This window comes from Rhodoferax sp. RT5P35 (genome assembly GCF_056521385.1).
The window spans coordinates 113,514-126,940 of the sequence record NZ_JBWMAX010000001.1; the positions used below are offsets into that span (position 1 = coordinate 113,514).

Consider the following 13,427-nt stretch of genomic DNA (forward strand, 5'->3'; position numbering starts at 1 on the left):
ATAGTCTGCTATGAAAAACATAATCAATACCGCCGAAATCCAGGCGCTGGACAGCGCCCACTTCCTGCATCCCTTCACCGACTTCCAGGACCTGAACGCACGCGGTGCCAAGGTGATCACCCGTGCCGATGGCATCTACATCTGGGATTCCGAAGGCAACCGCCTGCTGGACGCGATGAGCGGCCTGTGGTGCGTCAGCGTGGGCTATGGCCGCAAAGAGCTGGCCGATGCCGCCTACCAGCAAATGCTGACGCTGCCCTACTACAACAGCTTCTTCCAGACCACCAATGTGCCTGCCGCCACCCTGGCGGCCAAGCTGGCCAGCCTGGCCCCCGGCTTTGAGCACGTGTTTTATTCCTGCAGCGGCAGCGAAAGCAACGACTCGAACGTGCGCATGGTGCGCCGCTACTGGGATTTGCTGGGCCAGCCGCAGCGCAAGGTCATCATCAGCCGCCACAACGGCTACCACGGCAGCACCATGGCGGCGGCCTCGCTCAGTGGCATGTCGGGCATGCACGCCCAGGGCGACCTGCCGATTCCCAACATCACCCACATCGAACAGCCGTATTTCTTTGAAAACGCTGAACCGGGCGAGAGCGCAGACGCGTTTGGCCTGCGCGCGGCGGGCTGGCTGGAGGCCAAGATTTTGGAGGTCGGCCCCGACAAGGTAGCCGCCTTCATCGGCGAGCCGGTGCAGGGCGCGGGCGGGGTGATCATTCCCCCCGCCACTTACTGGCCGGAAATCCAGCGCATCGTGGACAAATACGGCATCTTGCTAATCAGTGACGAGGTGATCTGCGCCTTTGGCCGCCTGGGCCACTGGTTTGCCTATGAAAAGTTTGGCTACAAGCCCGACCTGGTGACCTTCGCCAAGGGCGTGACCAGCGGCTACATCCCGCTGGGCGGCGTGCTGGTGGGCGACCGCGTGGCCAAGGTGCTGATTGAGAAGGGCGGTGAGTTCAACCACGGCTACACCTACAGCGGCCACCCGGTGGCCTGCGCGGTGGCGCTGGCCAATATCGCCATCATGGAGCACGAAAACCTGCCCGAGCGGGTACGCACCGATATCGGCCCCTACCTGGCGGAAAAATACGGCGCACTCAATAGGCACCCGCTGGTGGCGCATGCCGAAACCTGCGGTTTTGTGGCCGGGCTGGTGCTGGTGAAAAACAAGCAGACCGGCGAGCGCTTTGATGAAAGCTTGTCGGTGGGCATGCTGTGCCGCAAGCACTGCTTTGCCAATGGCCTGGTGATGCGCGCCGTGGGCGACCGCATGATCATCGCCCCGCCGCTGGTGATGACACACGCCCAGATTGACGAGATGGTGGCGCTGATCTTGCTATGTCTGGATCTGACCTGGCAGGAGCTGAAGGCCGCCGGACACGTTTAGTTGGGTTTGATTAATCCCTACAATATTTTTCGTTTCCCCATTTTTTGGAGTTTTGACACATGAAACAGCAAGCCCTGGTGATTGCACTGTCCGCCCTGATGTTGGGTGCCTGCGGTAAGAAGGAAGAGGCTCCTGCAGCCGCCGCCCCTGCTCCTGCCGCCCCGGTGGCTTCGGCCCCGGCTGCACCGCCTGCCAACACCGAGGAAAAGGTGTTGAATGTGTACAACTGGCCCGACTACATCGCGGCCGACATGGTGGCCAACTTCGAAAAAGAAACAGGCATCAAGGTCAACTACCAAACTTTTGAGAACAACGAAGCCCTGCAGGCCAAGCTGGTGGCGGGCAACAGTGGTTTTGACATCGTGGTGCCCGGTGCGGTGTTCGCCAAGTCGCAGATCGACGGTGGCCTGCTGATGAAGCTCGACAAAAGCAAGATCCCCAACCTGGCCAACCTCGACCCCATCATCATGGGCAAGGTCGCAGGTGTCGATGCGGGCAACGACCACCTGGTGCCATGGGCCTGGAGCTACACCACCGTAGCCATCAACAAGGGCAAGGTGGCCAAGGCCCTGGGCTCCACACCACTGCCAGACAACGTCTGGGACCTGGTCTTCAACCCCACCTACACCTCCAAGCTCAAGTCCTGCGGCATTGCCTACCTGGATTCGCCCACCGAGGTGATTCCGCCCGCGCTGCACTACCTGGAAAAGAACCCGTACTCGGCCGATGTGGCGGACCACAAGGCCGCAGGCGCGATGCTGGCCAAGGTGCGCAAGGACATCCGCTTGTTCTCCAGCACCATGATCGACGATATGGCCGGTGGCAAGGCCTGCGTGGGCCTGGGCTGGGCGGGTGACCTGAACATCGCCAAGGCACGTGCCATCGAGAACAAAAACGGCAACGACATCGAAGTGCTGCTGCCCAAAAATGGCGGCTTGATCTTCTTTGACAACCTGGCCATTCCTACCGATGCCAAGCACCCGCAAAACGCCATGGCCTTCATGGACTACTTCCTGCGCCCCGAAGTGTCGGCTTCGCTGACCAACGAGCTGAGCTACCCCACGGCCAACAAGGCCAGCATCGACAAGGTCAAGCCTGAAATCGCAGGCGACAAGACCACCTTTGTCGATGCCGACAACATGGCCAAGATGGTTTCGCCCACCAGCCTGAGCAACGAAACCCGCGAGTCCATGAGCAACGTCTACACGCTGTTTAAAAAGAGCAAATAAACGGTCGTGACTGTTTGAGCGACAAGCCGTGCACCGTCGTTATCGGGGGTGCACGGCTTTTTTTGATTAACCTAACCAACGTTACCCATCCAAGGTTGATACCGAGCGTGCAGTGCCAGAGATACCGTGGAACTGGCTTTGCCAGGCCACTGGTATCGCCCCCTGCAAGGGGGTTGGAGGAGCGCAGCGTAGCCTGGGGGTGAGCCAAAATTTTTATGAACTTGCCGAAACCCCGCCCTGAAGGCTTCTTGCGCACCGAAAACCTGGTCAAGCGTTTCGATGGCGTGGCCGCTGTGGACAACGTGACGCTGTCGATCCAGAAGGGCGAGATCTTTGCGCTGCTGGGCAGTTCGGGTTGCGGCAAATCCACCTTGCTGCGCATGCTGGCTGGGTTTGAAACACCGACCACCGGCGCGGTGATGCTCAATGGCGTGGACATCGCCAAGATGCCGCCCTACGAGCGGCCCATCAACATGATGTTCCAGTCGTACGCCCTTTTTCCGCACCTCAATATCTGGGAGAACATTGCCTTTGGCCTCAAGCGCGAAGGCATGCCCAGCGCGCAGATCAAGACCCGCGTGGACGAGATGCTGAACCTGGTGCAGCTGACAGACTTTGCCAAGCGCAAACCGCACCAGCTCTCTGGCGGGCAGCAGCAGCGCGTGGCCCTGGCCCGCAGCCTGGCCAAGAAACCCCAGCTCTTGCTGCTGGACGAACCTCTGGGCGCTTTAGACAAAAAGCTGCGCGAACGCACCCAGTTCGAGCTGGTCAACATCATCGAATCGGTGGGTGTGACGGTGGTGATGGTCACCCACGACCAGGAAGAAGCCATGACCATGGCCTCGCGCATCGCGGTGATGAGCAAGGGCAAGGTGTTGCAGGTGGGCACGCCCAAAGAAATTTACGAGCACCCCACCAACCGCTTTGTGGCGGACTTCATTGGCAACATCAATCTGTTTGACGGCCACCTCAGTCTGGACGAACCCGACCGCTGCGAGGTCACCACCGAGCAGGGCGTGGTGCGCGTGGGCCACGGCATCAGCGGCACATTGGGCATGCCGCTGGCGGTGGCGGTGCGGCCCGAGAAAATCTCCATCTCCAAGGAAAAGCCCGCCGACGTGGGCTACAACTTGTTTAGCGGCACGGTGCGCGAGATTGCCTACTTTGGCAGCTACAGCAGTTTTATTGTGGAAATGCCCGGTGGCCGCCGCGTCAAGGTGACCGAGGCCAACCAGAGCCGCCACGACAACAGCGACATCACCTGGGACGACAAAGTCTTCTTCTGGTGGGACGATGTAGCCCCTGTCACGCTCACCCAGTAAGGAGAGTTTGCTATGCATTTCTTGAAATGGGCCCGGCTGGTTCCCGGCGCGCGCTTCGTCATCGGCGTGCCCTACCTGTGGCTGGTGCTGTTCTTTGTGGCCCCGTTTTTGATTCTGGTGCGCATCAGCGTGACCGACATGGGCAACGGTGTAGACCCGTTTGCGCCGCTTATGACGGCGGTGGACGGCGTGTGGCACATCCTGCTGAAATACCACAACTACCTGTCCATCGTGGGCGAGCCGGGAGATGACGGCGTGATGGTATGGGGCCAGACTATCTACATCGAGGCTTACATCACCTCGGTGAAATACGCCTTCTGGACCACGGTGCTGTGCCTGGTCATCGGTTACCCGTTTGCCTATTTCATTGCCCGCGCCAAAGCCAGCTTGCAGCCCGCGCTGCTAATGCTGGTGATGCTACCGTTCTGGACATCTTTTCTGCTGCGCGTCTACGCCTGGAAGGGCATTCTGGCCGACCAGGGTGTGCTCAACAACCTGCTGATGTGGGTCGGTATTACCCACGAGCCGATCCAGATGCTCTACACCGATGTGTCCATGCTGGTCGGCATGACCTACGTGTACTGCCCGTTCATGATCCTGCCGCTGTACGCCAACCTGACCAAGATGGACTTTCGTCTGCTGGAGGCTGCGCACGACCTGGGCGCCTCCCCCTGGCATGCGTTTTGGCTGATCACCGTGCCGCTGAGCAAGGCGGGCATCATCGCCGGGTCGATGCTGGTGTTCATCCCCAGTGTGGGCGAGTTTGTGATTCCGTCCCTGCTGGGTGGGGCCGAGAACCTGATGATCGGCCGCGTGGTGTGGGACGAAATGTTCAGCAGCAACAACTGGCCGCGCGCCTCGGCCCTGGCCATCGTGATGATTTTGTTCATTCTGGTTCCTATGGCTATCTATAACCGGTATAGCGACGCGGCCAACGCGCCCAAGGAAAGCTGACATGGCACGCTTCATCCAGCAATATTTCGGCCGCTTCTGGCTGGCGGCGGTGTACTTGTTCTTGTACATCCCGCTGTTGTTTTTGATCGTTTTCTCGTTTAACAGCACGAGGCAAGATGGTGTGTTCACCGGGTTTTCGCTGCGCTGGTACACCGCGCTGATGGGCGATTCGCGGCTGGTGGAGGGCTTCTTCCTGTCACTCAAGGTGGCTGTGGTCACCGGCACGCTGTCCACCATCCTGGGCGCATTTGCGGCCTTTGTGCTGGTGCGCTTCCTCAAATTCAAGGGGCGCACCCTGTTTGCCGGGCTGGTCAGTGCGCCGCTGGTGATGCCCGAGGTGATCATTGGCCTGTCTTTGCTGCTGCTGATGGTGGCTGTGCAGCGGGCGCTGGGCTGGCCGGACCGGGGCGCGATCACCATCGTGCTGGGCCACACCCTGCTGGGCATGGCCTACGCCACCGTGGTCATCACCGGTCGCCTGCGCGAAATGGACCGCTCCATCGAAGAAGCCGCCATGGACCTGGGTTGCCGCCCGTTCCAGGTGTTCTTTCTGGTCACGCTGCCCAATATCGCGCCGTCGCTGGTGGCGGCTTGGATGCTGACCTTCACCCTGTCGTTCGACGACGTGGTGATCTCGGAATTCTTGTCCGGCCCGGGGGTGACCACGTTGCCGCAGGTGATTTTTGGCTACGCCCGGCGCGGCGTGAACCCTTCGATCTATGCTGCGGCAGCCATTTTGATCACCGTGGTCAGCATCGGCATCATCGTCTACAGCGTCCTCATGGCTCGCCAGCAAACCCGCCGTGCACGTGAGATGCAAGCGGCCACGGCGGCCTAAGCCCATATAAGGATTATTTGAATGTTCAATGTCGCTGATTTAAAGCTGGACGGTCGCGCCCTCATCAACGGCCAGCGCGTGCAGGGCAGTGCCGCATTCACCAAAACCTCGCCGGTCGATGGCCGCGTGCTGGCCGAGGTGACCCGGGGGGGCGAGGCCGAGATCGACCTGGCCGTGCAGGCCGCCCGTGCCGCCTTTGACGATGCCCGCTGGCGCGGCCTGCCCCCGGCGCAGCGCAAGCGGGTGATGGTGAAGTTTGCCGACCAGCTGCTGGCCCATGCCGACGAACTGGCGCTGACCGAAACCCTGGACATGGGCAAGCCCGTGCGTTACGCCCGCGCCGTGGACGTGAACAGCGCCGCCAACTGCATCCGCTGGTACGGCGAAGCGGTAGACAAGATCTACGATGAAATCGCGCCCACCGGCAACCAGTCGCTGGCCTTGATCACCCGCGAACCGGTGGGGGTGGTGGGCGTTATCGTGCCCTGGAACTACCCCATGATCATGGCCGCCTGGAAGATCGCCCCGGCCCTGGCCGCGGGCAATTCCATTGTCTTGAAGCCTAGCGAAAAGTCGCCACTCACCGCGCTGCGCCTGGCCGAGCTGGCGCTGGAGGCGGGCATTCCCCCCGGCGTGTTCAACGTGGTGCCCGGCTTTGGCCTGGAAGCCGGTGAGCCGCTGGCCCTGCACATGGACGTGGACTGCATCGCCTTTACCGGCTCCACCAAGGTCGGCAGGCGCATCCACGTGATGGCGGGCCTGAGCAACCTCAAGCGCGCCTGGACCGAGCTGGGCGGCAAGTCGCCCAACATCGTCTTTGCCGACTGCCCCGACCTGGACCGGGCCGTAGAGGCGGCTGTGGGCAGCGTGTTCTTCAACCAGGGCGAAAGCTGCAACGCCCCCTCGCGCCTGCTGGTCGAAGCTTCAATCAAAGATGTCTTTCTGGAAAAAGCCCTGGCCCTGGTGCCACGCTACGCTCCCGGCAACCCTCTCCTGCCCGACACCATCATGGGCGCGCTGGTCGACAAGACGCAGATGGACACCGTGCTGGGCTACATTGCGGCGGGCCAGCAAGACGGTGCAAAATTGATAGCGGGTGGCGCACAGGTCATGGGCGCTAGCGGCGGTTTTTATGTGGAACCCACAATTTTTGACGGCGTGACCAACCGCATGCGCATCGCCCAGGAAGAAATCTTCGGACCGGTGTTGTCGGTGCTGTCGTTCACCGATGCCGCTGAGGCAGTGCGCATCGCCAACGACAGCATCTACGGCCTGCAGGCTGCAGTGTGGACCCGCGACATCAACAAAGCCCATGGCGTGGCCCGCGCCCTCAAAGCCGGTACGGTGCACGTCAACCAGTACGACGAAGACGACATCACCGTGCCCTTCGGCGGCGTGAAGCAAAGCGGTGTAGGGCGCGACAAGTCGCTGCACGCGTTTGACAAGTACACGGAGCTGAAGACCACCTGGATCCGCATCGACAGCCCGCTGTAGCCTTACGGCGGCACGCTCTGAGGCGCAGGCGGTTTGCAGGCGGTAGATCGGGTTATTACTGAATTTGCGGCTACAAACGCGTATCGGCATCGTGCATTTCCGTACCAGGCGCGTGGGCGTTTGTGTTTATCGTTGCACCACTGAACACACCACTCCAGGATGCAACCCATGACAAACGCCATTCCCCAGCGCCAGGTCGGCACCACCGACGTACACATCACCACTCTCGGCTTCGGAGGCAACGTGCTCGGCAACCTGTATGCCGCCGTGCCCGACGAGGCCGCCAAAGACACCGTGCTGGCCGCCCAGCAGTCCGGCGTGAACTGCTTCGACACCGCCCCGCTGTACGGCCACGGCCTGTCGGAGCGCCGCCTGGGCGATGCCCTGCGGGCGCTGCCGCGCGAGTCGTTTGTGCTGTCCACCAAGGTCGGCCGCTTGCTTAAGCCCCATGGCCGCGTGCCGCCGCCCCGCCTCAAGCCGTCCGAGGGTGGCCTGTTTGTGGATGAACTGCCGTTTTCGCCGCACTTCGATTTCTCATACAGCGCCACCATGCGCTCGTTTGAAGACTCGTTGCAGCGCCTGGGTCTGAACCGCATTGACCTGCTATTGATCCACGACTGCGACGAATGGTCGCAGGGTGCTAACTACCGTACCGCCCTGAAAACCGTGGAAACCGGCGCGCTCAAGGCCCTGCAAGAGCTCAAAAGCGCGGGCCTGATCGGCGGCTATGGTGCCGGTGTCAACCAGTTCGAGGCCTGCGAAGACCTGATGGACCTGGGGCCCTTCGACTGCTTCTTGCTGGCCGGGCGCTACACGCTGCTGGAGCAGGGCGCGCTCGACACCTTTTTGCCGCGCTGCGTAAAGGAAGGCGTGTCCGTCATTCTGGGCGCGCCGTTCAATTCGGGCATTCTGGTCACCGGTGCCACGCCCGATGCCCGCTACAACTACCTGCCCGCCACCGATGAGATCAAAGCCAAGGTCGCCAAAATCGAGCAAGTGTGTGCCGCCCACCAAGTGCCGCTGGCCGCCGCCGCGCTGCAGTTCGTGCTGGGCCACGCCTCGGTAGCCACTGTGATCCCAGGTGCCAAGTCGCGGGCCGAGGCCGAGCAGAACGCCCGCTGGATGACGCTGCCCATCCCCGCAGCGTTCTGGGCGGAGCTGAAAGCCGCAGGCCTCGTACGCAGCGACGCACCTACCTAACTGGCTCACCCCCAGGCTGCAGTGCTACGCATCTTTCGCCAACCCCCTTGCAGGGAGCAACACCTGCAGCCTGGCAAAGCCAGTTCTGCGGTGTTTCTGGATGGGGGGCGTTCTGTCTGCACGAGAGGTGTGCGGAGTGGCATCCGCGACGTATAAAAGCACAACCTTTTCACACCCATGCCACAAGCACCTACCCAGCGCCGCAACATTGCCCCCGAGATCGAGCACGACCTGGTGCGCGATCCGCGCCTGGGCTACGAGGCCCCTGTGGACCGTGAGTTCGTGCGTTGCGTCGAGCACGGCAGCCCCACGCCGCTGGAGCGTTGGCACTGCCACGACGAGTACGAGCTACAGCTTATCAACGGCGCGCACGGACGGGCCTTTGTGGGCGACTACGTGGGTTTCTTCGAGCCCGGCCACCTGGTACTGACTGGCCCGCGCCTGCCGCACAACTGGGTCAGTACCGATCTGCCGCCCGACGGCCTGGCCGTGCGCAGCCTGGTAGTCCAGTTCCGCGAAGGGCCGTTGCGCGACGGCATGCGCGTAATCCACGAGCTGGAAGAGGCCCTGCCGCTGCTAGAGCGTGCCCGCCACGGCATTGAATTCTTCGGCATCAGCGAGGCCGTGCGAGAACGCTTCTACCTCATCCGCCAAAGCCACGGCCTGGAGCGCTTTGCCGAGTTCACCCAACTGCTGTGCCTGCTGGGCCGCTGCACCGACTACCGCCTGCTCTCCAGCGACTACCTGCCGGTGACCGGCCCCGACCTCACCCTGTCCGCCATCAACAAGGTTGTCACCTTTGTGAACACCCACTACGCCGAGGCCCTGCCGCTGGGCGAGATGGGTGACTTGGTCGGCATGGGCGAGAGCGCGTTTTCGCGGTTTTTCAGCAAGAGCACGGGTTTGACGTTTACCAATTACGTCAACCGCCTGCGCGTCAACCGCGCCTGCCAACTACTGATGGAGCGCGACAGCTATGTGTCCAGCGTGTGCTACGCGGTGGGGTTCAACAACGTGGCGAATTTCAACCGGCGGTTCTTGGAGGTGAAGGGAATGACGCCGACGCAGTATCGACAGCAGGCGGCGGGACGGTTTGCGCAGAGGTAAGCTGCCAGGAAGAGGATTGCTTTGGCCAGATTTGATGGATTCTCGGCATTCGCACACCAAAATGGCGCTTTAATCAGCTTGTTCAGCTGTACCCTAAGCTTATTGAAAACTGGAGTAGTCCCGATGTTGAAATGGTTCGATGCCAGCGAGGCCAAGAAATTTGGTGCGTCCCTGGCGCAATTGGTGCTGGAACGCACACCCACCGGCTCTCAAGCCCTCACTGAAAAAAAGCTGAGCAAAAAACATGAGGCGGCTTTGTTCCAGCTTGAAAAGCACATTGCCGCTTTTCGAAAGAACCACACCCTGAACATCTACACCAAGGCGCAGCTGGGAAATGCCTTTAAATGGGTTTTGCTCGACCAAAAACGGTATGACGCGGAATACGTCGATGTATTGACCGCTTGGGTATTGCGCAAATTTTGAACCACGGAGTAGTTGCATGTTTGGGTTTCTGAAGAAGGCCTTTGGACCATCACCGGCTGCTCCACCAGCGCCGATGTCACCGCCACCCGTGAATACGCGCGAACAGGCCCGCCTGGAGCACAGCCAAGGCAATACATTGCTTGGACAGGGTAAGTTGGCTGAAGCTGTGTCGCACTACAAAACTGCCGTGGCACTGCAGCCTGAACAGGCTGACGCGCATGTGGCGCTGGGATACGCCCTGTTGGAAATGCAGTTGCTGGATGACGCTGAAATGGCATTGCAGCAAGCTGTCAGGCTCAATCCGCGCAGCGTGGATGCGCACTTCATGCTGGGTAATATCGCACTGCAACGCAATGACGACGCGGGCGTGGCCTGTGAAATGGGCGCGGCGCTGGACATTGACCCCCTCTTCGAGCATGCCTATGCCGATCTCTGCCTGTCACTGTTTCGATTGGGTCGTTTGGCCCAGGCCCACGTCATCGTTGCACAGGGCTTGCTCCATTTCCCTCGCCGTGCGGATCTGCATTTTTTCCAGGGGAATCTTTTTGCCGAAGGGGCGGCTTACCAGGAAGCCGTTACTTGTTTTCAAAAAACCCTGTCCTTGCAGCCCGGCCACCCGGAAGCGCTTGCCAACCTGGGCGGCTGCGAGCGCAGCTTGGGAGCCGTGGAAGCATCCATCACCCATCTGCAACAAGCGATTGCGCTGCAGCCAGACCGCGTGGCTTGGCACAGCAATCTGTTGCTCACCTGGCTCTACCAAGGCAAGTTGAGCCGACAGGCCTTGTTCGAAGAGCATCTGCGGTTTGCGCAGCGTTTTGAGGCCCCGCTGCTAGCCCAGCGGCTGCCCCATCCCCCCAGGCAGGATGCCCAGGCAGCTTTGCGCATCGGTTACGTATCGGGCGACTTGCGTAACCACTCCATGGCTTTTTTCATAGAGCCTGTGTTGCGCGCCCATGACCGCGCGGTGGTTACGGTTTTTTGCTACTACACCTATCCGGTGCACGATGCTGTAACGGACAGGTTGCGCGGTCTGGCAGACCACTGGCGCTCCTGTAGCGATCTAGACGATGAGACCTTGGCGCAGCAGATACGCGATGACCGCATCGACATCCTGATCGACCTGTCTGGCCACACTGGGCACCACCGGCTCTTGACGTTTGCGCGCAAACCTGCGCCGCTGCAGGCGACCTGGCTGGGCTACCAGTCCACCACAGGCCTGTCCTCCATCGACTACCGGATCACGGATGCGTCCATGGACCCGCCCGGCATGACCGAGCAATACCATTCCGAAAAGCTGTTGCGCCTGGAAAGTGCCGCCTGTTTCCAGCCTGCGGCAGAGAGCCCTGCTGTGAATGCTTTACCGGCCCTGCACAACGGATTTTGTACCTTCGGATGTTTGAATAACCCCGCCAAAATTACCCCCGATGTCATGCACGCGTGGGCTGAAATTCTGCGGCTTGTGCCAACGGCCAGGCTGCTGCTGGGCAATGTGGCGAAAGATGCCGTGGAGTCACTGTCGCGCTTCTTCCGCGAGCAACAGATCGCCACAGAGCGCCTGCTGTTTGTCGAGAAAAAGCCGTTAGGCGAATATTTGGCGCTGCACCACCGCATCGATATCTGCCTGGACACCTTTCCCTACAACGGCGGAACCACCACTTTGCACGCGGCCTGGATGGGCATACCGGTGCTGACACTGGAAGGGAGCTTGCCGGTCGAGAGAGCCGGCGCAGCCACCATGGGTGGGTTTGGCCTGCACGACTTTATTGCGCAGGATGTTCCCCAGTACGTTGCACAAGCCGTTCGTTTGTCGCAAGACCACGAAAAATTAGCGGGTGTGCGGGCTGCGCTCAGGGAGCGCATGGCCTCCTCGCTGACGCAGAGATCTCGGGCTTTGACCCAGTCGTTGGAGAACGGCCTGCTGCAAGCTTGGCGCGCCCACCATGGTTGAGGGGGCGGTTTCAACCCCAAGTGCAACAAATTCAATGCACGCAATCGGGCTGGGGTTCGTGGGGGCTGGAGGGCGTGCGGCAACGCCAATCCGCCAAAGGGGTCGGACACGAATGCGGGTTGACAGGCGGCGTGGCAGCAGACTTCTCAGCGCGCAATCGCGATCCGACCCCATTGGCTAGCGTCCGTGCAACCGTCAGAGATGCTTCTCTTTTGACAGTAAAAAACCGCAGCGGCTTGCGCCCATGCCATAAGCGGTGGCAGCCGTTTTAGTGCCTAAAAACAGACCCAAAACCTGAAAATCCACTTCTCACATCCGCAACGCCCCCGCATACCCCGTCATCTCCAGATACCCATGCCCGATCAAAAGCCCCTGCGCGTCCAGCAGGCGGCTAAGGCCTTCCCAGTACACGGCACCCGTGGACCCCCGACTGTCCAGCTCCTGGTTGTCCAGCACGGCCAGCACGCTGAACCGGCCCATCGGCGTTTCCAGCGCCCATTCGACCGGGTAGCGCGCCTGGTTGGCCGGGCTGGTCCAGACGCGGCCGGGGGTGAAACGGGTTGCACCAGGCGGGAAGATGGTGAGTGCGCCCTGGGCAGTGCGGTGCGAGCCGCCGTCCCACAGGGTGCTGCCGTCCTTGCGGCGGATGCGGAAGGCCATCAGGGCGCTGCCGTCTTGCAGGTTCATGCCCAGCCAGTCCCAGCCCACGGCTTCGGGGTGCAGGTAGGCGTTGCTCCATTCGTGGTCCAGCCAGGCGCGGCTGGTGTCGGGGGCGATCTCGAAGCGCTGGCCTTGCAGTTGCAAATGGCCGCTGACCGCCAGTTGCGGCTGGCTCAGGTAGTAGCTGGCCTGGTCGATTTGGGGGCCTTTGCGCGACAGGCCTTGCTGGCCCTGCAGCACCAGCGGCTGGGTGGGGGCGAGCTGCAGGTGCAGGCCGAAGTCTTGGGCGGGCAGGTCTGCGGTGTAGGTGGTGCCCGTGCGCACCAGCGACCAGTCGCGCAGGCGCACCGCCGTGTCGGTCTCGCTAGCCTCGGCCACGCCAAAACCGGCGCGGGCAATGCGCTGGTCGTGCCAGAGTTTTTTACCCTGCACGTCGGTGATGGCGGCGTGGGCGAACAACAGTTGCTTGGCGGCGAAGCGCGAGGCCATGGCCTGGGTGGCGGCCACGCGGCTGCGGAAGAAGGTGAGCTGAAAGCCGAACTCGCGGCTGCCGCTGTCATTGGCGCTAAGTGCCCGCCCGGTGACGTACCACCACTCGGTGCCGAAGTCCGGGTGGCTGCCCAGGTCGCTTGGGAAGCGCATGGCAGCAGGAGACAAGCCGAACGCACTTCCGCCCAAGCTGGACAAGGCCAGGATTAAGTAGTTGCGCCGTTGCATCGTCATTGCTCAGGTTCCACGCAAGTTGATAGCAAGCCTTCCAGGCACACCGCAGAACGGGCTTTGCCCGGCTGCTGGTGTGGCCCCCTGCAAGGGGGGTGGCGAAAGATGCGAAGCACTGCAGCCTGGGGGTGTGCGGAGTAAG

11 protein-coding genes are annotated in these 13,427 nt (G+C 61.5%); 10 read left to right on the top strand and 1 reads right to left on the bottom strand.

Annotated elements, in window-relative coordinates; all coding sequences use genetic code 11:
- Positions 1-10: 10 nt before the first annotated feature.
- The 10 genes from AC097L_RS00520 (at position 11) to AC097L_RS00565 (ending at position 11,905) form a co-directional block, all read left to right on the top strand.
- The gene (locus AC097L_RS00520; RefSeq protein ID WP_479584155.1) at positions 11-1,390 is read left to right on the top strand and encodes an aspartate aminotransferase family protein; all 1,380 of its coding nucleotides are present in this window, start codon (positions 11-13) and stop codon (positions 1,388-1,390) included.
- A 59-nt stretch (positions 1,391-1,449) separates the two neighbouring features.
- Positions 1,450-2,619, top strand: a complete 1,170-nt coding sequence (locus AC097L_RS00525) for an extracellular solute-binding protein (protein ID WP_479584156.1) — start codon at positions 1,450-1,452, stop codon at positions 2,617-2,619.
- A gap of 215 nt (positions 2,620-2,834) precedes the next feature.
- Positions 2,835-3,941 (top strand): ABC transporter ATP-binding protein, encoded by a 1,107-nt coding sequence (locus AC097L_RS00530; RefSeq protein WP_479584157.1) that lies wholly within the window; start codon positions 2,835-2,837, stop codon positions 3,939-3,941.
- Positions 3,942-3,953: 12 nt separating this feature from the next.
- On the top strand, positions 3,954-4,895 hold the full coding sequence (locus tag AC097L_RS00535; protein WP_479584158.1) for an ABC transporter permease: 942 nt from the start codon (positions 3,954-3,956) through the stop codon (positions 4,893-4,895).
- 1 nt (position 4,896) lies between these two features.
- Positions 4,897-5,733 carry an ABC transporter permease subunit gene (locus AC097L_RS00540; protein WP_479584159.1) on the top strand — a complete coding sequence of 279 codons (837 nt, stop codon included), beginning with the start codon at positions 4,897-4,899 and terminating at the stop codon, positions 5,731-5,733.
- Positions 5,734-5,754: 21 nt separating this feature from the next.
- Complete coding sequence (locus tag AC097L_RS00545; protein WP_479584160.1) at positions 5,755-7,227, top strand: aldehyde dehydrogenase; 1,473 nt, start codon at positions 5,755-5,757, stop codon at positions 7,225-7,227.
- Positions 7,228-7,395: 168 nt separating this feature from the next.
- The gene (locus AC097L_RS00550) at positions 7,396-8,427 is read left to right on the top strand and encodes an aldo/keto reductase (protein ID WP_479584161.1); all 1,032 of its coding nucleotides are present in this window, start codon (positions 7,396-7,398) and stop codon (positions 8,425-8,427) included.
- Positions 8,428-8,604: 177 nt separating this feature from the next.
- Positions 8,605-9,534: an AraC family transcriptional regulator gene (locus AC097L_RS00555; protein ID WP_479584162.1), complete on the top strand. Its 930-nt coding sequence runs from the start codon at positions 8,605-8,607 to the stop codon at positions 9,532-9,534.
- A gap of 21 nt (positions 9,535-9,555) precedes the next feature.
- Positions 9,556-9,957 (top strand): hypothetical protein, encoded by a 402-nt coding sequence (locus AC097L_RS00560; RefSeq protein ID WP_479584163.1) that lies wholly within the window; start codon positions 9,556-9,558, stop codon positions 9,955-9,957.
- Between the two features lie 88 nt (positions 9,958-10,045).
- A complete protein-coding gene (locus AC097L_RS00565; RefSeq protein ID WP_479584164.1) occupies positions 10,046-11,905 on the top strand; it encodes an O-linked N-acetylglucosamine transferase, SPINDLY family protein in 1,860 nt (619 codons plus the stop codon).
- Positions 11,906-12,214: 309 nt separating this feature from the next.
- Here the strand turns inward: AC097L_RS00565 and AC097L_RS00570 are convergent, their stop codons facing one another.
- On the bottom strand, positions 12,215-13,288 hold the full coding sequence (locus AC097L_RS00570) for a lipocalin-like domain-containing protein (protein WP_479584165.1): 1,074 nt from the start codon (positions 13,286-13,288) through the stop codon (positions 12,215-12,217).
- Between the last annotated feature and the right edge of the window lie 139 nt (positions 13,289-13,427).